The organism is Flavobacterium daejeonense DSM 17708, from assembly GCF_000425425.1.
In the GTDB taxonomy this organism is placed as follows: domain Bacteria; phylum Bacteroidota; class Bacteroidia; order Flavobacteriales; family Flavobacteriaceae; genus Flavobacterium; species Flavobacterium daejeonense.
The window spans coordinates 136,198-161,684 of sequence record NZ_AUDK01000007.1 but is presented as its reverse complement, the minus strand read 5'-3'; the positions used below and the strand labels follow the sequence as shown (position 1 = coordinate 161,684).

23 protein-coding genes and 2 tRNA genes are annotated in these 25,487 nt (G+C 33.8%); 12 read left to right on the top strand and 13 right to left on the bottom strand.

The features are described 5' to 3' along the window. Positions 1-69 precede the first annotated feature (69 nt). On the bottom strand, positions 70-801 hold the full coding sequence (locus H599_RS0108255) for a Dph6-related ATP pyrophosphatase (protein ID WP_035141340.1): 732 nt from the start codon (positions 799-801) through the stop codon (positions 70-72). 100 nt (positions 802-901) lie between these two features. Here H599_RS0108255 and H599_RS0108250 point away from each other — a divergent pair, with 100 nt between their 5' ends. Further along, the gene (locus tag H599_RS0108250; RefSeq protein ID WP_026713698.1) at positions 902-2,962 is read left to right on the top strand and encodes a M1 family metallopeptidase; all 2,061 of its coding nucleotides are present in this window, start codon (positions 902-904) and stop codon (positions 2,960-2,962) included. Positions 2,963-2,969: 7 nt separating this feature from the next. Next, complete coding sequence (locus H599_RS0108245) at positions 2,970-3,878, top strand: patatin-like phospholipase family protein (RefSeq protein WP_026713697.1); 909 nt, start codon at positions 2,970-2,972, stop codon at positions 3,876-3,878. Here the strand turns inward: H599_RS0108245 and H599_RS0108240 are convergent. Then, positions 3,870-4,391, bottom strand: coding sequence for a DUF7935 family protein (locus H599_RS0108240; RefSeq protein WP_026713696.1), 522 nt, complete (start codon positions 4,389-4,391; stop codon positions 3,870-3,872). The genes H599_RS0108245 and H599_RS0108240 overlap by 9 nt on opposite strands. A 109-nt stretch (positions 4,392-4,500) precedes the next feature. On the opposite strand from H599_RS0108240, the gene H599_RS0108235 reads away from it, so the two are divergent. Both H599_RS0108235 and H599_RS0108230 read left to right on the top strand, forming a co-directional pair. Beyond that, complete coding sequence (locus H599_RS0108235) at positions 4,501-6,834, top strand: ATP-dependent helicase (protein WP_026713695.1); 2,334 nt, start codon at positions 4,501-4,503, stop codon at positions 6,832-6,834. Between the two features lie 90 nt (positions 6,835-6,924). Continuing rightward, positions 6,925-7,545: an L-threonylcarbamoyladenylate synthase gene (locus H599_RS0108230; protein ID WP_026713694.1), complete on the top strand. Its 621-nt coding sequence runs from the start codon at positions 6,925-6,927 to the stop codon at positions 7,543-7,545. A 148-nt stretch (positions 7,546-7,693) separates the two neighbouring features. Here H599_RS0108230 and H599_RS0108225 read toward each other — a convergent pair whose 3' ends face one another. From H599_RS0108225 to H599_RS0108215, 3 genes are all read right to left on the bottom strand, one after another. Next, on the bottom strand, positions 7,694-8,524 hold the full coding sequence (locus tag H599_RS0108225) for an OmpA/MotB family protein (RefSeq protein WP_026713693.1): 831 nt from the start codon (positions 8,522-8,524) through the stop codon (positions 7,694-7,696). Between the two features lie 76 nt (positions 8,525-8,600). Further along, the gene (locus tag H599_RS0108220; protein ID WP_026713692.1) at positions 8,601-9,590 is read right to left on the bottom strand and encodes a glycosyltransferase family 2 protein; all 990 of its coding nucleotides are present in this window, start codon (positions 9,588-9,590) and stop codon (positions 8,601-8,603) included. A gap of 6 nt (positions 9,591-9,596) precedes the next feature. After that, a complete protein-coding gene (locus tag H599_RS0108215) occupies positions 9,597-10,052 on the bottom strand; it encodes a type I restriction enzyme HsdR N-terminal domain-containing protein (RefSeq protein ID WP_026713691.1) in 456 nt (151 codons plus the stop codon). A 105-nt stretch (positions 10,053-10,157) separates the two neighbouring features. Here H599_RS0108215 and holA point away from each other — a divergent pair, with 105 nt between their 5' ends. From holA to ettA, 5 genes are all read left to right on the top strand, one after another. Next, positions 10,158-11,162: a DNA polymerase III subunit delta gene (gene holA / locus H599_RS0108210; protein ID WP_026713690.1), complete on the top strand. Its 1,005-nt coding sequence runs from the start codon at positions 10,158-10,160 to the stop codon at positions 11,160-11,162. Between the two features lie 58 nt (positions 11,163-11,220). Beyond that, positions 11,221-11,403, top strand: coding sequence for a CAL67264 family membrane protein (locus H599_RS0108205; RefSeq protein WP_026713689.1), 183 nt, complete (start codon positions 11,221-11,223; stop codon positions 11,401-11,403). 239 nt (positions 11,404-11,642) lie between these two features. Continuing rightward, the gene (locus tag H599_RS0108200; RefSeq protein ID WP_026713688.1) at positions 11,643-13,121 is read left to right on the top strand and encodes an alkaline phosphatase PhoX; all 1,479 of its coding nucleotides are present in this window, start codon (positions 11,643-11,645) and stop codon (positions 13,119-13,121) included. 75 nt (positions 13,122-13,196) lie between these two features. Then, a complete protein-coding gene (locus H599_RS0108195) occupies positions 13,197-15,020 on the top strand; it encodes a cytochrome-c peroxidase (protein ID WP_051590682.1) in 1,824 nt (607 codons plus the stop codon). Positions 15,021-15,118: 98 nt separating this feature from the next. Continuing rightward, positions 15,119-16,813 (top strand): energy-dependent translational throttle protein EttA, encoded by a 1,695-nt coding sequence (gene ettA / locus H599_RS0108190; protein ID WP_026713686.1) that lies wholly within the window; start codon positions 15,119-15,121, stop codon positions 16,811-16,813. Positions 16,814-16,880: 67 nt separating this feature from the next. Here the strand turns inward: ettA and H599_RS0108185 are convergent, their stop codons facing one another. Next, entirely contained in the window at positions 16,881-18,668 is a 1,788-nt protein-coding gene (locus H599_RS0108185) for an ABC transporter ATP-binding protein (RefSeq protein ID WP_026713685.1), read from the bottom strand. A 203-nt stretch (positions 18,669-18,871) separates the two neighbouring features. Between H599_RS0108185 and H599_RS0108180 the strand changes: the two genes are divergently transcribed. Both H599_RS0108180 and H599_RS0108175 read left to right on the top strand, forming a co-directional pair. Then, positions 18,872-18,946, top strand: a tRNA-Val gene (locus H599_RS0108180). 27 nt (positions 18,947-18,973) lie between these two features. After that, a tRNA-Val gene (locus tag H599_RS0108175) sits at positions 18,974-19,048 on the top strand. A 255-nt stretch (positions 19,049-19,303) separates the two neighbouring features. Here the strand turns inward: H599_RS0108175 and H599_RS0108170 are convergent. Both H599_RS0108170 and H599_RS0108165 read right to left on the bottom strand, forming a co-directional pair. Next, on the bottom strand, positions 19,304-19,630 hold the full coding sequence (locus H599_RS0108170) for a hypothetical protein (RefSeq protein WP_026713684.1): 327 nt from the start codon (positions 19,628-19,630) through the stop codon (positions 19,304-19,306). A 19-nt stretch (positions 19,631-19,649) separates the two neighbouring features. Beyond that, positions 19,650-20,000 carry a heavy metal-binding domain-containing protein gene (locus H599_RS0108165; protein WP_026713683.1) on the bottom strand — a complete coding sequence of 117 codons (351 nt, stop codon included), beginning with the start codon at positions 19,998-20,000 and terminating at the stop codon, positions 19,650-19,652. Positions 20,001-20,333: 333 nt separating this feature from the next. On the opposite strand from H599_RS0108165, the gene H599_RS0108160 reads away from it, so the two are divergent. Continuing rightward, positions 20,334-21,341 (top strand): LLM class flavin-dependent oxidoreductase, encoded by a 1,008-nt coding sequence (locus tag H599_RS0108160; protein WP_026713682.1) that lies wholly within the window; start codon positions 20,334-20,336, stop codon positions 21,339-21,341. Positions 21,342-21,343: 2 nt separating this feature from the next. On the opposite strand, the gene H599_RS0108155 is transcribed toward H599_RS0108160, so the two are convergent. The 5 genes from H599_RS0108155 to H599_RS0108135 all read right to left on the bottom strand — a co-directional run bounded on the left by H599_RS0108155 (position 21,344) and on the right by H599_RS0108135 (position 25,394). Next, the gene (locus tag H599_RS0108155) at positions 21,344-22,276 is read right to left on the bottom strand and encodes a hypothetical protein (protein WP_026713681.1); all 933 of its coding nucleotides are present in this window, start codon (positions 22,274-22,276) and stop codon (positions 21,344-21,346) included. 20 nt (positions 22,277-22,296) lie between these two features. Continuing rightward, the gene (locus H599_RS0108150; RefSeq protein WP_026713680.1) at positions 22,297-23,148 is read right to left on the bottom strand and encodes a substrate-binding domain-containing protein; all 852 of its coding nucleotides are present in this window, start codon (positions 23,146-23,148) and stop codon (positions 22,297-22,299) included. After that, positions 23,145-24,047 carry a GNAT family N-acetyltransferase gene (locus H599_RS21190; protein WP_155960762.1) on the bottom strand — a complete coding sequence of 301 codons (903 nt, stop codon included), beginning with the start codon at positions 24,045-24,047 and terminating at the stop codon, positions 23,145-23,147. The genes H599_RS0108150 and H599_RS21190 overlap by 4 nt, the downstream gene beginning before the upstream one ends. 42 nt (positions 24,048-24,089) lie before the next feature. Continuing rightward, positions 24,090-24,962, bottom strand: coding sequence for a nucleoside phosphorylase (locus H599_RS0108140; RefSeq protein ID WP_026713678.1), 873 nt, complete (start codon positions 24,960-24,962; stop codon positions 24,090-24,092). 99 nt (positions 24,963-25,061) lie between these two features. After that, complete coding sequence (locus tag H599_RS0108135; RefSeq protein WP_026713677.1) at positions 25,062-25,394, bottom strand: translation initiation factor; 333 nt, start codon at positions 25,392-25,394, stop codon at positions 25,062-25,064. Positions 25,395-25,487 lie beyond the last annotated feature (93 nt).

The following is a 25,487-nucleotide window of genomic DNA, read 5'->3' as shown; positions in this document are numbered from 1 at the left end:
AATAAAATTTACCGCAAATTCGCAAATTAGTTTACTTTATAATAATTTGCAAATTTGCGGTTTTTTGTATTATTTAGGAATCAAATCGCAATACCAAAAACCGTAATCGTAGGCGGTTGAATCATCAGAATCGCAGGCGGTGTTTGAGGATTCTTGTTTGGGTTTTTCGTATTTTCGATAAACGATTTCGCCGGTTTCAAATTCAATTGGTTTTTGGAAAATAGGTCCGTCAAAACAAAAAGTGTGAAATTCTCCGTTTTCTCCACATACATCCACGTTTTCCGGTAAATCATCAATAAATTGCTGGTCAATGATTCTGCCCACGAAACTTTGGTCTAAATAACGCTCGTTTACGCAAACAACGATTGTTTTAAAACCTGAAGCAATAAATTCCTGTATCAAATCTTTAGTTGGGATTTTCCAAATTGGGAAAACTCCTTCGAATCCAATTGTAGCCAATTTATCTTCGCGATATTGGCGTAAATCTTCCAGAAAAATATCTCCAAAAACCGAATGGGTAATGCCTTTTTCTTTTAGTTTTTCTAACGTTTGCTGCATCACATTTTCGTAAACTTCCATAGAAGGCATTTCCGGAATTTGCATGATTTCCAACGGAATTCCGATGCTTTTGGCTTGTTGTTCTAATAATTCAACCCGAACACCGTGCATGGAAATTCGCTGAAATTGATGATTGACACTGGTTAACAGGTATTCAATTTTAAAATCGGGATTTTGAAGTATTTTGTATAAGGCTAAAGCAGAATCTTTTCCGCTGCTCCAATTAAAAAGGGCTTTTTTCAAGGTGATTTTATTAAAACTTTATGAGGTAAACATACAAAAATACTTCGATTTGTTGGTGAAACCTTTGTAACTTTGAAAATCTGCTATAATTATTTTTTTGATGAAATACCTGTTTCTTTTTCTTTCCACCTTTGTTTTTGCCCAGCAAACTAAAAATATCGATTTTACTTCTGTTGCTGCCCGTTTACAATTAAATACTGATGAAAAATCGATTTCAGGAAATGTAAATTATTCTTTTACAATTTTAAATCCGATTGATACTTTGAAAATTGACGCTCAAAATATGCAGTTTTCTAAAGTAGAATTGAATCATGAAAACATTTCGTTTATCAATTCCGGAAAACAGCTTTTGATTGTTTTTCCTTTTCGAAAAGGTAAAAACCAAATTAGTTTTGAGTACAAAGCAACACCAAAACAAACGCTGTATTTTGTGAATTCTGAAAAAGATACCGATTTGCAAATTTGGACACAGGGGCAGGGTAAATATACCAGTCATTGGTTTCCAAGTTTTGATGATGTAAATGAAAAAGTAATTTTTAATCTTGAAGTTTCGTTTAAATCAGATTATAAGGTAGTTAGTAATGGTGTTTTAAAGCAAAAAAGCAATATTGAAAATATCACTAAATGGACTTATGAAATGGAAAACCCAATGAGTTCTTATTTGTTAATGTTGGCTATTGGAAAATTTGAAAAACAACAACTATTAAGCAAAAGTAAAATTCCTTTAGAATTATATTTTGAACCAAAAGATAAGTCACGTTTTGAGCCAACGTATCGTTATTCAAAACGGATTTTTGATTTTTTAGAAAAGGAAATTGGAGTGAAATATCCTTGGAAAGTTTATAAACAAGTTCCGGTTCGGGATTTTTTGTATGCTGGGATGGAAAATACTTCCGCAACTTTATTTGCAACCCGCTATATGGTGGATTCTATTGGTTTTGTAGATCGAAGTTATACCAATGTTGATGCGCATGAATTAGCACATCAGTGGTTTGGCGATTTGGTTACGGCTCGCAGTGGGAAACATCATTGGTTGCAGGAAGGTTTTGCAACTTATTATGCGTTGTTAGCTGAAAAATCTATTTACGGAGAAGATTATTTTTATTCTAAAATGTACGAATCCATTCAGCAAATAAAATATGCTTCAGGAACGGACACCATTCCGATTTTGAGTGATAAAGCGAGTTCAATGACTTATTACCAAAAAGGAGCCTGGGCTTTGTTTGTGTTACATCAGGAAATTGGTGATAGAAAATTCAAAAGACTGGTAAAAAATTATCTGAAAAAATATGCTTTTAAAACGGTAACTACCGAAGATTTTTTAGCTGAAGTTAGAAAAGTAAGTAATTTTGATACGGATTTATTTTCTAAAGAATGGCTCGAATCAACTATAATTAATACTACTAAAATCAATAAGTTACTTTATAAAAATAAAATCACTAAGTTGATGCTCGAAGTTGATAAACGAAAGTCTGAATCTTTAGCAACCAAACAAGGTTTTTTTAAAATGATTCTCATGTCGGATGCTCATTATCTTTTAAAAGAGATGGTGGTTAATCAACTTAGAAATGAAAGTTTTGAAGCAAAAAGAGAATTATTGGAATTAGCTTTAAATAGTAAAAAGCTGCAAGTTCGTCAGTCGGTTGCTTATAATTTGCCAAAAATTCCGGAAGCATTCAGAATGGAGTACGAAAGTTTGTTGGAAGATGATTCGTATCAAACTCAGGAAATTGTCTTGTTATATTTGTGGCGCAATTTTCCTAAACAGCGTTTGGAATATTTGGAGAAATCTAAAAAATGGATTGGTTTCAACGATTTCAATTTGCGCACTTTATGGCTGTCTTTGGTTTTAATGACTCCTGAATACGTTTGTGATAAACAGGCTGTAATTATCGAATTAATTGATTATTCATCTGAAAAATATGAAGCTACAACCCGACAAAATGCATTGGAAAAACTCATTGGTTTTAAAATTATCAACGACACTGTTTTGATTAATTTAGTTAAAGCCACTACGCATCATATGTGGCAATTTTCAAAATTTGGACGCGACAACATTCGAATATTATTGAAAAATCAGGAATACAGGACAGCTTTTATTCGAATTTTACCTAATTTAAGCGACAAAGAACAATTTCAACTGAATCGATTATTAAATTAAAATATTTATGCGGGCATTGGTTATTTCCGGAGGAGGAAGCAAAGGCGCTTTTGCGGGCGGCGTGGCGCAATTTCTATTGGAAAATAAAAAAGTAAAATATGATTTGTTTATTGGAACTTCTACCGGAAGTTTGCTGATTCCTCATTTGGCACTGGGAAATATTGACAAAATACATCGTATTTATACCAATGTGAACATGGGTAAAATATTTAATATCAATCCGTTTGTCGTTAAAAAAAAGAATGGTGTTGATGTAGTAAGCATCAATCACTTTAATGTTTTGTTGCAGTTTTTTAAAGGGAAAAGAACCTTTGGCGAAAGCAAAAAACTACGTTCGTACATCAAGAAAAATTTACCAATTGGGGAATTTAATCAATTGAAAGCTCAGGAAACGGATGTGGTGGTTACAGTAACGAATCTGACTAATAATCAGGCAGAATACAAGTCGATTAAAGACTGTACGTATGACGAATTTTGCGACTGGATTTGGATTTCGAGTAACTATATTCCTTTTATGAGTATTGTAAATATCAAAGGAAAAGATTATGCTGACGGCGGATTTTCCAGCTTGGTTCCAATCCAGGAAGCTATTAATCGCGGGGCAACTGAGGTGGATGTTGTTATTTTAGAAACAGAAAAATCAACGCCCAGAGTTGCTATAGGAAAAAATCCTTTTTCATTACTGATTGATTTGTTTCAAATAGAATTGGATCAAATTGAAAAGCATGATATTCTTATCGGAACCTTATCGGCTTCACATAATAATGTAAAACTGAATATGTATTACACTCCGATTGATTTAACTAATAATGCTTTGATTTTTAATAAAGTAAAAATGGCGCAATGGTGGGAGGAAGGTTTTCAGTATGCCAAGAAAAAAAGCGAAGCTTTGGAATTGAAAAGCAGTTTACCATAATTCGGCAATTTCATTTTTTATAAAAGCCAAAGCGGTATTGTTAGGAGCATTTTTTTCTAATAATTCACTGATTACAAAAGTTCTCAATTCGTCGGCATTGTTTACTTTTTTATTTTTTGCAGCGGCGCGAATCATTTGAATAATCGCATTTTTAGCGGTTAAAATAACAGCCCAGCATTGGTCGGAAATATAAATTTGTTGGGCAATATTGTGTTCAAATTCCTGTTCGATATGCGCAATAATGTAATTTTCGTAATCATTTTTGTTGTCAGAAATCGGATTAATTCGCACTACCAATTGCGAAGGATTAATACGTTCCATAAACAAAGCCATTCTCTCGTAAGCCTGTAATCTCAACGGTAAAGCAATTTTTTGGTTGTCTCTTTGAATCAGCCAGCGTCTTGTTTTTTGCTGGTCTTTAAAATGAGCCTGAAATAAAAAATAGGCAACTCCTCCTGTAATGATAGAAGGAATAGTGTAAGCGAGTATTTCGATGATGTTTGTAGAATTCATTGGTGTAAATTTTGAAAGCAAAAATATGCTTTTTGTTGGGAATTAGAATGAATCATTGCTACTATAATTAATTCTTAAATACTTATTTTTGCATAAACAGTTTTAGATAATGCAACAATATATTTCTCAACTTAACGAAGCACAACGCGAACCGGTATTACAAAAAGATGGACCAATGATTATTATTGCCGGAGCCGGTTCGGGAAAAACCCGTGTGTTAACCATAAGAATTGCTTATTTGATGTATCAGGGCATTGATGCATTCAATATTTTATCGCTTACGTTTACCAATAAAGCGGCTCGTGAGATGAAAAATCGTATTGCTGACATTGTGGGAGCGAGTGAGGCAAAGAATCTTTGGATGGGAACTTTTCACTCTATTTTTGCTAAAATTTTGCGTTCGGAAGCAGATAAATTAGGTTATCCGTCAAATTTTACGATTTATGATTCTCAGGATTCGCTTCGTGCTATTTCGGGAATTATCAAAGAAATGCAATTGGATAAAGATATTTACAAACCAAAACAAATTTTGGGACGAATCTCTACTTTTAAAAATAGTTTGATTACGGTAAAAGCGTATTTTAACGATCCCGATTTGCAGGAAGCCGATGCGATGGCAAAAAGACCCCGAATGGGCGAAATTTACCGAAATTATGTAGATCGCTGTTTTAAATCCGGAGCGATGGATTTTGATGATTTATTGTTGAAAACCAATGAATTACTGACTCGTTTCCCGGATGTTTTGGCCAAATATCAAAACCGTTTTCGATATATTCTGGTGGATGAGTATCAGGATACGAATCATTCCCAATATTTGATTGTTCGGGCTTTGTCGGATAAATTTCAGAATATTTGTGTAGTAGGTGATGATGCGCAGAGTATTTATGCCTTTCGTGGAGCGAACATCAACAATATTTTGAATTTCCAAAAAGATTATCAGGGAGTAAAAACCTTCCGTTTGGAGCAAAATTACCGTTCGACCCGAAACATTGTGGAAGCGGCTAACACCGTGATGGATCACAACAAAACGAAGTTAGACAAAGTAGTTTGGACAGCCAATGATTTTGGACCGAAAATAAAAATACATCGCAGTTTGACTGATGCTGAAGAAGGCCGCTTTGTGGCCAGTACCATTTTTGAACAAAAAATGCAACATCAGCTAAACAACGGACACTTTGCTATTTTGTATCGAACCAATGCGCAATCCCGTGCTATGGAAGATGCTTTGCGAAAGAGAGATATTCCGTATCGTATTTATGGAGGTTTGTCGTTTTATCAAAGAAAAGAAATCAAAGATGTGTTGTGTTATTTGCGTTTGGTAATCAATCCAAAAGACGAAGAAGCATTGGTGCGCGTGATTAATTATCCGGCACGTGGAATTGGAGATACCACTATTGAGAAATTAACCGTTGCGGCGAATCATTATAAAAGATCTATTTATGAGGTGATGCAGCATATTGATAAAATTGATCTGAAATTAAATGCGGGAACCCGACAAAAATTGCAGGATTTTGTAACGATGATTCAGAGCTTTCAGGCTTTGAATGAAACGCATGATGCTTTTTATCTAACGGATCATGTGTCAAAAAAAACCGGATTAGTTCAGGAATTGAAAAAAGATGCTACACCGGAAGGGATGGCCCGAATTCAAAATATCGAAGAATTGTTAAACGGTATCAAAGACTTTACCGAAGGACAAAAAGAAGTGGATGGAGCAAGAGGTTCGTTGGCTGAATTTTTAGAAGATGTGGCTTTAGCTACCGATTTAGATAAAGATACCAGTGATGAAGATCGCGTAGCTTTGATGACGATTCACCTGGCAAAAGGACTGGAATTTCCTCATGTTTTTGTAGTAGGTATGGAAGAAGATTTGTTTCCTTCGGCGATGAGTATGAGTACGCGCTCCGAATTGGAGGAAGAACGTCGATTATTTTATGTGGCGCTAACCAGAGCTGAACATCAGGCTTATTTGACTTATGCGCAGTCACGTTATCGCTGGGGAAAACTGACAGATAGCGAACCTTCTCGTTTTATTGAAGAAATTGACGGACAATATTTGGAATATTTAACGCCTGCCGAAACAAATTATCGTTTTAAACCGATGATTGACAAAGATATTTTTGGAGATGTAGATAAGTCTAAATTGCGTTTGGCAAAACCGGTGAGTTCAACTCCGCCAAAATACATTACGGATAATCAGCCTAAACCGGAAGCAGCCATTCGAAAATTAAAACCGGTTTCTTCTCAGGCGCCTTCGGGAACGGCAAATTTGTTTGATAATAAATTAACCGCAGGAAATATCGTCATGCACGAGCGTTTTGGTCGCGGACAGGTATTGAATTTAGAAGGAGTAGGCGCTGATAAAAAAGCGGAAATTAAATTTGAAGTAGGAGGAATCAAAAAGCTTTTGCTGCGATTTGCGAAGCTGGAAGTGATTGGCTAATCAGGTAGCAGAAAGCAAAAATTAAATGCAGATAGATTTATTCCATAGATTTTCTTAACTTTAATAGTGTTATAAGTAATAAAATATAAAATGGCAGAGTTCATTAAAATATACGAAGACAAACCTTCCGAGGCGGCGATTGCTAAAGTGGTTAAGGTTTTAAAAGATGGTGGTTTGGTAATTTATCCAACGGATACTGTTTATGGTTTAGGTTGTGATATAACTAATTCAAGGGCATTGGAACGTATTGCAAAAATTAAAGGCGTAAAATTGGAAAAAGCCAAATTTTCTTTTATTTGTCACGACTTGAGTAATCTTTCAGATTATGTGAAGCAAATTGATACTTCGACTTTTAAGATTTTAAAGAGAGCCTTACCGGGACCATATACTTTTATTTTGCCGGGAAATAATAATTTACCGAGAGAATTTAAAAAGAAAACGACTGTAGGTATTCGTGTGCCAAACAATAATATTACGTTGGAAATTGTGCGTCAATTAGGAAATCCTATTGTAACGATGTCTATTCGTGATGAAGATGACGTAGTAGAATATACCACTGATCCGGAATTGATTTTTGAAAAATGGCAGAATTTGGTAGATATGGTCATCGATGGCGGTTACGGTGATAATGTGGCTTCCACTATTATCGATTTATCAGGTCACGAACCGGAAGTAATTCGTGAAGGAAAAGGAGATTTGGATATTTTGTAGGAGTTGGAAGCCAGAAGCTGGGAGTTTGAAAAATGAATAAATAGATTAGTGAAATTAAGAGATTAATTTCGGGAATAAGGTATAAAAAAAACGTCCCATCCCGATAGCTATCGGGATGGGACGTTTTTTATGCTGAAATCTAAAAAGATTATTTTTGTTTTTTCATTTCTTTTTCAACCATATCATAGAATTGGTCAATTTTAGGTAATACTAAGATACGAGTTCTTCTGTTTTTAGCTCTGTTCTCAGCAGAAGTATTTGGTACTAAAGGCACGTAAGAACTTCTACCTGCAGCAACTAATTGTTCTGGTTTAACACCTAATTCGTTTGTCAATACACGGATGATAGAAGTAGAACGTTTCACACTTAAATCCCAGTTGTCTAGCAAGATTCCGTTTCCAATGTAAGGAACGTTATCAGTATGACCTTCAACCATACATTCAAAATCAGGTTTATCATTAACTACTTTTGCTACTTTTGCTAAAACACTCTTAGCTCTGTCAGTTACATTGTAGCTTCCTGTTTTAAATAACATTTTATCAGAAATAGAGATGTAAACCACTCCTTTTTCAACATTGATTTCGATATCCGGATCGTTCAATCCTACTACGCTTTTTAAGCTCGTAACCACTGCAAGAGTAACGCTGTCTTTTTTGTTAAGTGCATCCTGCATTCTGTTGATTTTTAAATCTTTTTCTTTGATAGATTCTAAAGCTTTTTCAATGTTTTCAGCTCCTTTTGCGGTCAAAATGGTCATTTCTTTAGAAGTGGTAATCAAGGTTTGGTTGTGTTCTTTTAAACCTTCAACACGAGCTGCAAGACCAGCTTTTTCTTCTAAACATGAATTTAACTTGATAGTAGCAGTATTTAATAAATCTTGAGTTTCTTTATTTTTAGCTTCTAAAGCAGCGTATTTCTTTTTAGAAACACAAGACGTCAAAAGAGCCAATACCGAAAGGGCGACAACAACTTTTTTCATAAATTTTTAATAGTTTTAGAGTTTTTACAAATTTAGTTTTTAATGTTTAAAAATTAAATATAAATTAATGTTAATTTTATTTAACAAAGACCTTGCCATTGTTTATGTAGTAATTAACAACGATACTTTTAACAGAATAGTATTCTTTTGATTGAAAAAAACCTCTTTTTTTGTAAGTTTTTGAAAATAAGCGATAAAAAGAAAAATGAGCTTTTAAAATGGCGGTAAAATGACTTAGTTTTCCCTGTAAAAGAAAATGTATTCCTGCTACACCATCGAGAATTAATCGGATAAATAAGGTTGAAAATAAATTTTCTTCAGGTAAATTTTTAACAAGCATTAGTAAGGAATTTCTAAAATTCAAATACGTTTTTTTAGGATTTCCTTGTTGTAAGGTAGCTCCACCAACATGATAAACAGTCGAATTCGGATTGTATTTAATGGTGTAACCGGCATTTTTGGTTCGCCAGCACAAATCGATTTCTTCCTGATGAGCAAAAAAATCATCATCAAATCCTTTTAATTCATGATAAACTTTACTTCGGATAAAAAAGCAGGCACCTGACGCCCAACTGATTTCACAACTGTCATTGTATTGTTCGTTATCTTTTTCAATCGTTTCAAAAATACGTCCGCGACAATACGGAAAACCATATTTATCAATAAAACCTCCGGCTGCTCCGGCGTATTCAAAATAAGCTTTGTTTTTGAAATCTAAAATTTTAGGCTGGATAATGGCTGTTTGTTTTTCCTTTTCAAACATTTCTAAAACGGGAGCCAACCAGTTTTCGGTTATTTCAATATCCGAATTCACTAAAGCGTAAATCCCGGCATCAATATGTTGTAAGGCTTCATTATATCCTTTTGCAAAACCATAATTCCCCGAATTTTTCACAATTTTTACAGTAGGAAAATGTGTTTCTACAAAGGAAATGGAATTATCAGTTGAAGCATTATCGGCAACATAAATATCGGCTTCAGAAGAATATTGAACGACAGAAGGCAAAAATTGTTCTAATAATTTTACTCCGTTCCAATTAAGGATTACAACGGCTATCTTTTTCAAAATGTATTATAATTTTATAAGTTTATAATCAGGTAATTCCGGCTGAAAATGGTATCTTTCATTTTCATAATCCATTTGGCAAAAATAATGATTCAATCCGTTGCTAACCATTAAAAAACTGGATTTCATCGTCATGTTGTAACGGGCAATCTGGTCAAAAGTGCTCTGGGTAATTTTGACTTCCGGCGCTTTGCATTCCACTAAAATATGAATAGAACCGTCAGGATTAAAAACAACTACATCGTATCTTTTTCTTAATCCGTTGACCAAAAGTACTTTTTCAACATTGATGAGGGATTTTGGGTATTGTTTTTCTTCTAGTAAAAAATGAACCACATGCTGACGAACCCATTCTTCAGGAGTAAGAATGATGAATTTTTTCCTGATTTCATCAAAAATTGCCGTTTTATTTTCGCTATTTTTGAAACGAAATGAATAAGAAGGGAAATTGAGTTTTTGCATGAAGCAAATATAATTTGAAAATTAGACAATTTGAAAATTAGTTTGGCTAATGAACAATGAATTCATAAAACTGAATACTGCCACTGAACACTGAATACTAGAATAATGGATGAAGTTGTAAAAATTGTCAATGATATTAAAGCAGGGAATATCAAGCCTATTTATTTTTTAATGGGTGAAGAACCTTATTATATTGATAAGCTTTCGGAATATATTGAAGAAAATGTGTTGTCGGAAGACGAGAAAGGTTTTAATCAAACGGTGATGTATGGTCGCGACGTTTCGGTTGACGATATTGTTTCGACCGCTAAACGTTACCCAATGATGGCCGAACGTCAGGTGGTGATTGTAAAGGAAGCTCAGGATTTGACAAAAACCATTGACAAGTTAGAATCCTATGCCGAAAATCCGATGACATCGACTGTTTTGGTGTTTTGTTACAAATACAAAACATTAGATAAACGAAAAAAAGTAACTAAGAATATTGCTAAAACCGGCTTGATTTACGAAAGTAAAAAGTTATATGAAAATCAGGTAGGTGATTGGATTAAACGTGTTTTGTCCGGAAAGAAATATGCGATAGAACCTAAAGCTTCGGCAATGTTAGTAGAGTTTTTAGGAACCGATTTGAGTAAAATCAATAACGAATTGGAAAAACTGCAAATTATTTTGCCGAAAGGCAGCACCATTACTCCAAAAGATATTGAAGAAAATATTGGGTTTTCTAAGGATTTCAATGTTTTTGAATTACGAAAAGCCATTGGAGAACGTAATCAACTGAAAGCCTATACTATTGCCGAGAATTTTGCCAGCAATCCAAAAGAAAATCCTATGGTGGTAACCACAAGTTTGGTTTTTGGTTTCTTTGTACAATTATTAAAATACCATGGTTTAAAGGATAAAAATCCAACTAATGTAGCCAAAGTTTTAGCTGTAAATCCTTTTTTCTTAAAAGAGTATGATTTAGCTTTAAAAAATTATCCTATGCGAAAAGTAAGTCAGATTGTGGCCGCATTGCGGGAAATTGATGTAAAAAGTAAAGGTGTAGGAGCAAATGCCTTATCAAATGCAGATTTATTAAAAGAAATGCTTTATCATATTTTTAATTAGCCGTTTAAATTATCGATATTTGTAGTTCTAAAAACGAATTAAAATACCACAAGAACTAATGGGAATGAATAAGAATACTATCCTTGGATGGGCTACCTTTATAATGATTGTAATGGGATTAATTTTAATTGCACTAGGTATCTTTAAATACAGAGATGTTTCCGGAATTGGATTTGCTGCGGTAGGAATTGGATTTTTTGCAATTGCCTGGGTTTTTAGCTCGCTTAAGGGAAGGGTTTAACTATATCAAATAAAAAGGAAACAGCTGTTGCCAAAAAAGGTGACAGCTGTTTTTTTTTGTAGCTTAATTCGATAGTTTTACGGCTTAATTTATATTGATTTTAATTATTTACTTTAAATTAACTTTTGATGTTTTTTTACGGAATTGTCTTAACTTAATAGTCATTATTTCAATAAAGTCAGTTAACCTAGGCGTGGATTTTAGAATATAGTTTTGTCATAAATAAAAATATAAAAACTATGAAATTTAATTACCTAAAAAAAGCAGGGGTTTTGTCTTTGTTAAGTTTAGCTGCTATCAGTTGTCAAAATGATGAAAATGATTCAAAAAAAACGAATGCAGATATTGATTTTACCAATGCCTCAGTAGAGCCAGCTTTAGTTGTGGCTAAAGAAGGTTTTGAAAATTTAAAAATATCAGCTATGATAAGTAGTACTGATGTATTATCAGGATCACCAAGTTTTGTTTACGGTGCACAACCTGACGGAGCAGGATTTATGAAAGATCCTAATAGTGACGGTTACATAATGATAACTAACCACGAAATTTTACAATCTGTTTCCAGAGTTTATTTTGATAAAACATTAAAAGCAATAAAAGGTGAATATATAGTTGATGGAATCGGTGGAATGACCAGATTGTGTTCGGCTACATTAGCTACTCCGGCTGTTAATGGTTTTGGACCTTTGTTTTTAACTGCTGGAGAAAGTGGTGAAGAAAGTATGGTTCACGGTATTGACCCACTTGGTTTAGCAACAGATAAAAGCAGAAAAGACCGAGTTTTGCCAGCTCTTGGAAAAGCAAGTATGGAAAATGCTGTTCCTTTGACTAAGGATGCTTATGCAGGAAAAACTGTTATATTAATTGGTGAAGATCAGTCTTACGGAACTTCTCATGCTAGTGCCGGACAGGTGATTATGTATGTAAGTAATACAGTTGGTGATTTAAACAATGGTAAATTATATGCTTTAAAAAGAAACGATGGAAATCAGGTAGAAACTACTATGGGAGTAGGTACTTCTTTTGATGTGTCATTTGTAGAAATTCCAAATGCTAAAAATTTAACGGGTGCTGAAATTAACACTACAGTAAACAGTTTAGGTGCTATTCGTTTCTCAAGAGTTGAAGATGTAGATTACCGTAAAGGATCGGCCAAAAATAATCGCGAAATTTATTTTACAGCAACAGGACAAGCTACGAATAATGCTCCTGTAGATGGTTATACGATGTGGGGAAGAGTTTATAAATTAAACTTAGATGATAAAGATCCTTTGAAAGGAAAATTAGAATTAGTAGTTGAGGGAGATTCTACTCCGGGAACTGGAATTATCAATCCGGATAACCTTTGTGTAACTGAAAATTATGTTTATATCCAGGAAGACGGAGATTCTTATTATTCTGCTGCAAAACATGATTCTTATATCTGGCAATATAATATCGCTACTAAGGTAAATAAACCTTGGTTAACAATGAATCATAAACGTGAGGATGCAATTTGGAATGCAAATTATAACCAAACAGGGGTGATGAAATTTGGAAGCTGGGAATATGGTGCTATGGAAGATATTTCGGATGTTATTGGTGTTTCAAATACATTTTTAGTGAATATCCACCCTCATACTTGGCAAAAAGATGCTTTCCAATATGCTGATGGAAGTAAAGTAAACACTAATAAAGAAGGAGGTCAGACTGTGATCATTAGAAATGTTCAAAGATAATTTTTGAAATTAATGAATATAAAAACAGCCCTTTTACAGGGTTGTTTTTTTGTTTTTATTTATCTAAAAAAGAAAATGAAATTGCATACCAATAATTGGAGAAACGTCAGATTACTTATTTTAAGCTTAGCATTTATTGTGCTGCTTAGCTCATGTGAAAAAAAATATACAGATTTATCAATTCAGGAAGAATTGATTTTGAATATCCAAAAACTAAATCAAAAAGTTATAGATTTTGAGAAAGTTGCGGAGCAAAGTAATGATGAAAAAAAGATACAACTAGCCTTCAATCAGGCTCGTTTGGAATATAAAAAAATAGAGTGGGCGGTAGAATATTTTGCTCCAGATCCGGCTCGTTTTATTAACGGACCCGCATTAGACGAATTAGAGGTTGCCGAAAACACCTTTTTTCCGCCTAATGGCTTTCAGGTCATTGAAGAACTTATTTATCCGAAATATTCAATTGAAAATAAAGAGGAATTAGTTCGAAAAATTAAGATTCTAAATGGAAATTTAAAGCAAATTGAGCAACATTTCGGTGCAATTAGTGTTTCTAATTCACATATCATGGACGCTGCAAAAATGGAAGTAAATCGAATTTTATCTTTGGGAATCACTGGTTTTGATTCACCAATTGCTTTTCAGTCAGTTCCGGAAGCTGTTGTGAGTTTGACATCTTTGAAAACATTATTTTCAAAAATGAGTTTCGATAATCCGCAATCTGTTAAGTGTGAAAAAGAAATAACAAACCTGATTGATAATGCAGAGAAATTTTGTTTAAACAATACTGATTTTAAGACTTTTGACAGGGTTTATTTCATTAAAAACTTTCTTAATCCGATTAGTAAAAACTTAGTTGCTTTTCAAAAAATTAATAAAATAGAAAAAAGTAACAGGAATAGTGTTGTTAATCCTGAAGCTACATCTGTTTTTGATAAGAAAGCTTTTAATGTAAATGCTTTTATTCCTTCGGAAGAATATCAATTTTCAACTGCAAAGGCTGAATTAGGGAAGCAATTGTTTTATGAAAATTCACTTTCAAATAGTAATACGCGTAGCTGTTCGAGTTGTCATAATCCTGAAAATGCTTTTACAGATGGCTTGAAAACAAATCAATCGCTAAGCGGAAATCTTTTAAACAGAAATACACCAACACTAACGTATGCTTCTTTGCAAAACGCTCAATTTTGGGATATGCGACAATTGGATTTGGAAAAACAAAGTTTAGATGTTATTCAGAATAAAGATGAAATGCATGGCAGTATTTCTAAAGCAATTGTTGTTTTAAATACCGACAAAAAATATCAGCAGTTATTTAAAAAAGCTTTTCCAAAATCAAAGAAAATAGAAGAATGGCAAGTTCAAAATGCTTTAGCTAGTTATATTCGTTCTTTAAATGCCTTTGATAGTAAATTTGATAGCTACATGCGTGGTGATTCGAATAATTTTACTGTCGAAGAAAAATTAGGATTTAATCTTTTTGCCGGTAAAGCCAAATGTGCTACCTGCCATTTTATTCCATTGTTTAATGGAACTGTTCCGCCTAATTTTCAAAAAACAGAACAGGAAGTGATAGGAACTCCTGCTGATAAAAATGGAAAGAAAATCAGCCCGGATTTAGGTAGGTATCTTCAATATCAAATGCCTCAGTTAAAAAATGCTTTTAAAACCCCTTCTTTGCGAAATGTTGCAGTTACAGCTCCTTATATGCACAATGGTGTTTTTACAACATTAGAAGAAGTCGTGGATTTTTATAATAAAGGCGGAGGAGTTGGTCTAGGTTTAAATATAGAAAATCAAACTTTACCTTCGGATAAATTAGAGTTATCTCCTAAGGAAATGAAAGCTTTGGTAACCTTTATGAAAACCTTGTCAGATAAAGAATATCAGTTGAAATAGTAATAAAAAAAATTAAAACCGAATGTCTTTCAATTTATTTATTATTTCTGCAATAATCCTATATTTGTATTCTTTTTAAAATTAAAAACACAATACAAATGTCAGACGATAAGAAAGTAATATTTTCAATGTCAAAAGTGAGTAAGACTTACTCAAGCAGCAACAAGCAAGTGTTGAAAGATATCTATTTAAGTTTCTTCTATGGAGCTAAAATTGGTATTTTAGGTTTGAATGGTTCAGGTAAATCTTCACTTTTAAAAATCATTGCAGGAGTTGATAAAAATTATCAGGGAGATGTAGTTTTTGCTCCCAATTATACAGTAGGTTATTTAGAGCAGGAACCGGAATTGGATGATTCTAAAACCGTTTTAGAAGTAGTTCAGGAAGGGGTTGCCGAAACTATGGCAGTATTAGACGAGTACAACAAAATCAATGATTTATTTGGTTTGGAAGAAAATTATTCTGATCCGGATAAAATGGATAAACTCATGGAGCGTCAGGCAGTTTTACAAGATAAAATTGATGCTTTGGGAGCTTGGGAAATTGATACCAAGTTAGAAATTGCTATGGATGCTTTGCGTACTCCGGATGGTGACACTCCAATAAAAAACCTTTCTGGAGGAGAGCGTCGTCGTGTAGCATTATGTCGTTTGTTGTTGAAACAACCAGATGTATTGCTTTTGGATGAGCCTACCAACCACTTGGATGCAGAATCTGTACTTTGGTTAGAGCAACATTTAGCGCAATATGCAGGAACAGTAATTGCTGTGACGCACGACCGTTATTTCCTGGATAACGTAGCAGGTTGGATTTTGGAGTTGGATAGAGGAGAGGGTATTCCATGGAAAGGAAATTATTCTTCTTGGTTGGATCAAAAATCAAAACGTTTAGAGCAGGAAGAAAAAGTTGCTTCTAAAAGAAGAAAAACGTTGGAACGTGAGTTGGAATGGGTACGTCAGGGAGCTAAAGGCCGTCAAACGAAACAAAAAGCACGTTTACAAAACTACGATAAATTATTAAACGAAGATCAAAAACAATTGGATGAGAAATTAGAAATCTACATTCCTAATGGTCCGCGTTTAGGAACTAATGTAATTGAAGCTAAGAATGTAGCCAAAGCATTTGGTGATAAATTATTGTATGACAATTTGAATTTTACCTTGCCTCAGGCGGGAATCGTGGGAGTTATTGGACCAAATGGTGCCGGTAAATCGACTATTTTCCGAATGATTATGGGTGAACAACAAACAGACAGCGGAGAGTTTACAGTAGGGGATACCGTTAAAATTGCTTATGTAGATCAATCGCATTCTAATATTGATCCTGAAAAATCAATTTGGGAAAACTTTTGCGATGGTCAGGAATTAATTATGATGGGAGGTCGTCAGGTAAATTCACGTGCTTATTTAAGTCGTTTTAACTTTGGCGGAAGTGACCAAAACAAAAAAGTTTCGATGCTTTCCGGTGGGGAACGTAACCGTTTGCACCTGGCAATGACTTTGAAAGAAGAAGGAAACGTGTTGTTACTGGATGAGCCTACGAATGACTTAGACGTAAATACTTTGCGTGCCTTAGAAGAAGGTCTGGAAAATTTTGCAGGTTGTGCTGTAGTAATCTCTCACGACAGATGGTTCTTAGATCGTATTTGTACGCATATTTTAGCTTTTGAAGGAAACTCGGAAGTATATTTCTTTGAAGGAAGTTTTACAGAATATGAAGAGAATAAAAAGAAACGTTTGGGAGGTGATTTAACTCCAAAACGTATCAAATACAGAAAATTAATTAGAGGGTAATTCTTCTGATGAAACCAATAAAAAAGGGATGATTTTCAAATCATCCCTTTTTTTGTGCTTGTTATTTTTACGAATTACTAAACTGTAAATTACTTAGATTTTTATAAATTCCGTTTTCTAAATTGATTAATTCTGAGTGAGTTCCTTGTTCGCTAATTACCCCATTATCAATTACTAAGATTTGATCAGCGGAACGAATAGTTGAAAGACGATGTGCAATGATAATACTGGTTCTTCCTTCCATTAAAACCTCCAATGCTTCCTGAACTAATTTTTCGCTTTCACTATCTAAAGAAGAAGTAGCCTCATCCAAAATTAAAATACTTGGGTTTTTCAATAAAGCACGGGCAATAGCAATACGTTGTCTCTGTCCACCGGAAAGTTTGATTCCTCTTTCTCCCACAATAGTATCCATTTTTTCAGGGAAACTTTCGATAAAGTTTAAAGCATTGGCTTGTTTTGCTGCTAAAGAAATCTCTTCATCAGTGGCGTTTGGCTTTCCGTAAGCAATATTTTCTCGGATAGTTCCGCCAAATAAAATAACATCCTGAGGAACAATACTCATATTCCCACGTAGATTTTCTAAGTCGTAATCATAAATGTTTTTATCATCAATAAGAATGTTTCCTTCGTCTATATCGTAAAAGCGTAACAACAAGGAAGCAATAGTCGATTTTCCGGCACCACTAGATCCTACAACGGCAATTTTTTGTCCGGAACCGGCCGTGAAATTAACGTCTTTTAAAACCTGGATTTCTTTACGCGAAGGATAGCTGAAAGCGACATTTTGAAAGCTAACATTTCCTTTGATTTTTTCGATGTTAGGGATATGCGCTTCCGCATTGATTTTTTCCGGTTTTTCATCCAATAATTCAAAAACACGTTCGGTAGCACCAATCGCTTTTTGAACCTGAGCATATAGTTCGGCAATTCCACCCGAAGAAGCACCTACATAACTGGAGTATAAAATAAAGGTAAAAAGTTCACCAACGGTTATTTCGCCTGCAATACTCAATTGTACGCCGTACCATACCACCGCTACAATTGTTCCAAATAAACAAATGATAATAAATGAAGCAAAATATCCTCTTAATTGTCCGCCTTTGATGGCAATTTTAACGACTTCTTTGATTTTAGTTCTGTAACGTGCAATTTCATACCATTCATTCGCAAAGGCTTTTACGATGCTAATTCCCTGCATGGTTTCTTCAACAACTACTTGGCTTTCGGCAACCTGATCCTGCACTTTTTTAGAATATTTTCGAATATACCGCCCAAAAAGAACCGCAGCAACTCCCACTAACGGAACAATAGAAACCATCATAACCGTCAATTTGATGTTGATACTGGCCAGCATTACAAAACTTCCGATGATCAATATAAACTGACGTAGAAATTCGGCAATCGTTGTGGTTAATGTATCCTGAATTTGTGTAATGTCATTACTGATTCTGCTGTTTAGTTCTCCAACTCGTTTTTGAGAAAAGAAAGTCATTGGGAGTTTAACTAAATTGGTATATAAGGCTAAACGAACATTTGCCAAGGTGTTTTCAGTAAAATTGACAAATAATGACAATCTGAAAAATGAAAACACAGATTGTAAAATTAAAACTAATCCAAGTCCTAAAGCAATTTGGTTGGCTAATGAAGCATCTTTTTTGTTGACACAATCAACAAGCATTCCCATGAATTTTGGAAAAGCTAGGGCTGTAACACTGGTCAATAATAAAAACAGGAGTCCTACATAGAATTTCCAACTGTTATTGCCGGCATATTTGAAAATTATTTTGGCTTTGTTGAGTGAAGTTGCGGTAATTTTTGATTTAGGTAAATCATTTTCTTTGAATCTTGCCATTTAATTTGAAATTAGATTACAAAAATACTATTATCAGAGAGTGATTGCAAAAAAAAGTGCGGTTGAAGATATTGCTTAATCATCTGTTTTTGAATGTTAAAGAAAATAAGTTTAAATTTTTATTAATTTATTTTTCATTTTTGCTTGCAAATACGAAATCTAGCTGTATTTTTGCATTCACAATCAGGAAATGATAGCGCAAAGGGTGATTAGCTCAGCTGGTTCAGAGCACCTCGTTTACACCGAGGGGGTCGGGGGTTCGAACCCCTCATTACCCACAAATCGAAAGATTTATTTTTAAAATAGGGCGATTAGCTCAGCTGGTTCAGAGCACCTCGTTTACACCGAGGGGGTCGGGGGTTCGAACCCCTCATCGCCCACAAAATTTTAACAAACCTCTAAAGTCACTGATTTTAGAGGTTTTTTTATGGTTCTGAAATTTCCTTTATTTTTTATGATTTCCGCTAAGTACTATTCCCGTTGATTTTATTGGTTCGAACTTTGCAAGGTTGTATTAAAAATAAATTTATAATTCAATTAACTACTTATTAAAAAGGTTTTTCCATTTTTTTATATGAAAAAACTCTTTTTATAGTCAAAAAAAGTTTTTAGAACATCGAATTAATCTTCAAAACTTAATTATATTTCACAGCAACTCCCGAAATACCTGTTCTTTGAGCTACTGAGTTTAGCTTGGTCAGCTTGCAATATATAATCGCATCAGCTCCGATTTTAGAAGCTTTTTTCTTTAATAATTTTTCTGCAGATGTAGAACTACCCGCAGCATCAACTGCAATACTCCCTAATACAGTATACTCTTTATTGATATCATTTGAATATAATTTAATATTTTCTATTGTCGTAGGATTATATTTTGCAGATTCATCTTGAGCATAATAAGCTGAAATAGAACAACTACTGAGGGTTATTAATAAAACTAATGTTGATAGTATATTTTTCATCTAAATATTTTTTAGGAGTTTATTTTATCTTTACTGCCGTTCCGGATGCTTTAATAGAATTTGACCAATTTCCCATTCCTATTTCTAATCTAAGATCAATTATCGCATCAGCCCCGAGCAAAGCAGCTTCTTTTTTTAATAAATCAACAGAGATTTTCGTATTCTGACCTGCATCTGCACAAGCAATTACTTGCCCCAATACATCAAATTTTATATTTTGATTAGGTTTTGTAGAATAAACTAGAATTTTTTCTGAATCAGTTTTGGGTAGATTATTAGTAGTAACATCTTCCGTTTGTAAATGCCCAACTGATGAACAGCTTACAAAGAATAGTGATGGAATAATCCATTTTAGAACTTCTTTTTTCATTTGTATAATTTTAAACACACTTATTTTTCGCACAAAAGTAATTTATTTAGTCTTTATTTCTAATATTTTTTTCAGATTAATTTTATAAAAATAATAAGAACAATAGTTATATAACTAAGTATAATCATAAAAGTAAAGTCAAAATGATATTTTCTTCAAATCCTGCAAAAAATGGTTCGAAAACAGGTTCGTATCGCCCACCAAAAACTCCTTAAGCAATTAAGGAGTTTTTTTTTATTCCAAAATTCAAATTTAACTTAGCATTAGTATTTCCTTGAGGGTAAAGCATGGATACAATGCTTATTTTTGTGTTTCCAAAATAAGATGATTTTTATGGCTTCAGAAAAACTTTCCCAAATTAAAATTTCTGTACTCGATTTAGCAATAGTCAGAGATGGCGGAAATCCATCTGATACTTTTAAAAACAGTTTGGATTTGGCACAAAAAGCAGAAAAATGGGGCTATGAGCGTTTTTGGCTTGCCGAACATCATAATATGCAAGGCGTGGCGAGTAGTGCTACGGTAGTTTTGATTGGTCATATTGCTTCAGGAACTTCAACTATAAGAGTGGGTTCAGGAGGAATTATGCTTCCTAATCATGCTCCGCTTGTTGTGGCGGAACAATTTGGAACTTTGGCTACGCTTTTCCCGAATCGGATTGATTTAGGATTGGGTCGTGCTCCGGGAACAGACCAATTTACGGCTGCGGCTTTAAAAAGAGACGAACACGCCGCGATGGAATTCCCGGCTAATGTGGAAGAATTACAATTGTATTTCTCAGAAGGAAATAAAAACGGAAGAGTGCGTGCGATTCCGGGAGAAGGTTTGGATATTCCTATTTGGATTTTAGGTTCGAGTACTGATAGTGCTTATCTGGCGGCTTCAATGGGATTGCCGTATGCATTTGCGAGTCATTTTGCACCGGCACAATTGTATAAAGCACTGACTATTTACAGAAATAATTTTAAACCTTCAGAAAAGTCAAAAAAACCGTATGTAATTGCCTGTGTAAATGTCATTGCCGGAGATACCGATTATGAAGCACAAAAATTAGCGACTTCTTTTAAGCGTTTATTTTGGGGAATAATTACAGGTAAAAGAGAACAGCTGAAACCGCCGGTAAAACCAGAAGATGATTTTAGAGATGCAATGGAAGAAGCCGCTTTACAACAAATGACCCAATATACATTTATAGGTGGCCCGGAAAAAATTAAAGACGATTTGAATCGTTTTATTGAGTTTGCACAAATTGACGAATTAATGGTTTCGAGTGCGATTTACGAACACGAAGCTCGATTGCGCTCTTTTGAAATTCTGAGCAAATTACACAAAGAAAAATAATTTTAATTCAGAGTCAAAGCTCCCAGAATTTCTTCCGACATAAACGGTCCTCCGGGATATTTGGCCGTATAATCCAGATTCAGCCATATTTGATTGCGCTCGTCAATATGATAATGCAATTGTTTGCCGTAACTTTCTTTTGGGAACAATTTGTTTTTAATTAAAAAGTTTACGGTTTCCAGGTCGTTCATACTTCCGATTAAAATTTCGGGATAAATGTGTCCTTTAGTATGAATTAATCTGGGAGTTCCTCCAATGGCGCGAACGCAGGCTGCCATTAAAATAGAATGGTCGTCACAATCGCCGGATAAGAATTGCAAAGATTCGCTGGCGGTAGCTATATAATCGCCGTCTTTTGGGTCGCTCACATAATTCCAGCGACTGTTAATTTCTTTAAAAACAGCAAAACACTGAATAATAGTTCGGTAATCCGAATAGCCTTTAACATCCTTAAAATGTTTATTGACAGCCATTACCGCAAAATTTCGAACTTTTGGATTTTGATATTCAATAGCATTTTGAATTTCAGACTTATTAGGAAAAGGTAATAATTTTGAAATGATAATGTCCTGCGGAAAAGGATTGTCGGACATGGTATAAATCATCGAATCATAATCTTCAAAAACGCTTTGAAAACCATAATTCCCGGATAAAGTGCCGTACAAAAGAACCAAAATATAAACCGCAATACAAATTATAATGATGGTTCTAAGCAAGCGCAGTATTAATTGAATGCCAATGATGATAAAAAGGAATAATAAAAAGCGGTCTAAATTAAATGGCCAGTTAAATTCAATTAAGTTTTGATGCGCAATGATAAACGCCGGAATACTAATCAAAATGTTTAAAACAAAGATAATCACATCATCCCAAGGCTTCTTGACCTGAAGTTTTTGTTTTATATTTTGAAAAGTAAGTTGCTTAAAATTTATCATGCGAGTTTAAAATGGTAAAACTATACGGTTTTAACAATTTCATCAAATGTACCTATTTTATCAATAATTTTAAGTTCCAGTAATTGATTTTGAATTTTGTTTAACATTTCTTCAGATAATTGGTTTTGAGACCAATCGGTTAACGAAAGCCATTCCTGAATATCAACTGTTTTTTGATGGTATTTTTTAGCTAAAATAATATCAATTTCCGGTAGCGATTTGAAAGAAGCTGTTTTTTTATTGATAATGCTCAAAATCGCGTGAATAGTTTCAGGTTCTTTTTCTAAAATTTCGTTTCGAACCGCAATTACAAAACAAGGCCAGGGAGTAGGGCAGTCGGCAATTTTTCTAAAAGTTCCATTATCAACCAGCGGTTTGGTCATAAAACGTTCCCACATGAAATAATCGGCTGTTTCTTCTGTTAGTGCTTTTACAGCTCCGTCAATGGTATTTACAATTTCAAATTGCAGTTTTTCGGTATTCCAATTTTGATTATTAGCATTTACATAAGCCATTAATTGCGAACCGGAACCTAATCTTGAAATAGCTGCTTTGGTATTTTCTAAATCGGAAAGGGTTTGAAATTTGGATCGAGCGCCCACATGAATCCCCCAAATCAAAGGCGAATCAACATAAATCTGAACAATTTTTGACAGATTGCCATCCATAATATCCTTAACAATTCCTTCGGAAAGAATTACCGCAATATCCGTTTCTCCGTCACGCAACATCTGACACATTTTTCCGGTTCCTTCCGGTATATCGGTCCATTGTAAATCAATATTTTGCGTTTCGAATTCTTTGTTTTCCAAACACAAATGCCAAGGCAAATTAAAGTGTTCCGGTACTCCGGCTATTTTTATTGTTTTCATATTGCTTTATTTTCTAATTCATACCAAATGCATTTAATACCCTCAGAGTCAAATTCATTTTTTTGCTGCATACCAATTTTTTCAAGTATCCTACGTGAACCCATATTTTCAATATGTGCTGAAGCATAAATAGTTTTAATTTTCAATGTTTTAAAACCATAATCAAGCCAGGCTTTTGCAGATTCATACCCAAATCCATATCCCCAATAATCCTCTATAAATCTATATCCTATTTCGTAAAAATTAACATGATTATTTTCAAATTCTGTAATAAATTTAATCCCACACCAACCTATAAATTCATTTGTTTCTTTGAGGATGACTGCATATCTACCAATTCCATTTTCTACATATTGTTTTCTGATAAAATCAATATATTTTTGACTTTCTTCAATTGAAACAACAGGTTTATTACCAAGAAATTCATGAACATTTGGATTTGAATCCAAACGAAACATTCCTTCATCATCAGAAGGAAGTAACTCTCTAAGAATTAAACGCTTGGTTTCTATGGTTATATTCATTTTTATTCTTAAATGTGATATTACAATTCTAAAACCATCAGGATCCAGAATCATTTTTCCGTTGTCCTTCCAGTAAGGGTTTTTAGGAATAACAAAGTTAATATTGTTGTTTTTAATTGATGCGATTAAATAGTTGTATTCGTCAGTTGTCTCTGGATAAAAAACGATGCAATCATCATCATCAAAATGGTGATTTGCTAATTCGTCAGATTCTGTAAATTCTAAATGCCAGTTGAGATTTGATTTTCCTAAAAAGCATCCGTTATAATTACAATGATTTTCAAAACTTCCTAATACTTCTAATCCTAGAATTTGAGTATAAAATTCTGTTATGAGTTGTAAATTATTAGTATGCCTTGCAATTCTTAATATCATTTTAATTTTTTTTTGTATCCTACAGCTTTAACTCGTTTTAAATTATTCAATTCTTAGTATTTTGTCTAGAGTATAAGAAATCAATTTATCTATAGTTTCATAAGGTTTGTTACTAAAAGTCCCATTGGCACGATTAGCAATAATAGCATTCAAAGAAATAGCCTGATGACCTAAAAGAGCCGAAAGTCCGTAGATAGCGGCGGTTTCCATTTCGAGATTGGTAATTGGAATACCTTTGTATTCGAACTGATCCATTTTTTGATTCAAAGCGGCATCCTGAATATCGAGTCTTAAAACTCTGCCTTGCGGTCCGTAAAAACCGCCTGCTGTGGCTGTAAATCCTTTGTGAATTTCTGTTGAATCAAATTTCTTTGCTAAAATTTCACTGGAACGGATTACATAAGGTTTTCCTTTTTGCAAATCCCAATTGGTTTGTTGGATAAAAGCAGTTTCGATTTCGGTGTTTGAAACTAAATTAATTTGATAGGAACGAAGCATGTTATCTAAACCAATAGCAAACTGACTCATTACAAAGCTATCCACGGGAATATTTTGTTGCAGCGAACCCGAAGTCCCAATTCGGATAATATTTAACGAAGTTAATATCTCTTTTGGTTTTCGGGTTTCGAAATCGATATTGACTAAAGCGTCTAACTCGTTCAAAACAATATCAATATTATCCGGACCAATTCCGGTAGAAATGACGCTAATTCTTTTGCCTTTATAAACACCGGTTTGGGTTTTAAATTCTCTTTTTTGAGTACTAAATTCGATAGAGTCAAAATAAGCAGTGACTTTCTCTACACGATCCGGATCGCCCACAAAAATAATATCCTGAGCAATATTTTCAGGTTTAAGATTGAGATGGTAAATACTTCCGTCGGGATTGAGAATTAATTCTGATGCTGCTATCATTTTTTAAGTTATTGAGATACTGAGTTTCTAAGGTTCTAAGTTTTAAAACAATTTTAATTTTGCAAAAAACTAAAATCTGCAATCTAAATTCTAAAATTATTAACCGCCAACACGTTTGGTTTTAAAGCCTTTTTCCTGCAAAATTTTCATGATTTTATCACGATAATCACCCTGAATAATGATGGCTCCATTTTTGAAACTTCCGCCCACGCTTAGTTTGGTTTTAATTTCTTTAGCCAGAATTTTAAAATCTTCGTCATCGCCTTCATAACCCTCGATAATGGTGGTCGGTTTGCCTTTTCTCTTTTCAAATTTGCAAATCATTGGTTCTTTTTGAACCAATAATTCATGTGCAGTTTCTTCCGGTTCTTCCGGTTCGTTGCCAGGAATATGATCCGGAAATAAGTTTTTTAATTGGTCTTGTAAATCCATAAATTTTTTATGCTAAAAATAAAATTCAATTTTTTAAACTCCAAATACCAAAAGTTACTCATTGGAATTTGTAATTTTAATATTGGGATTTAT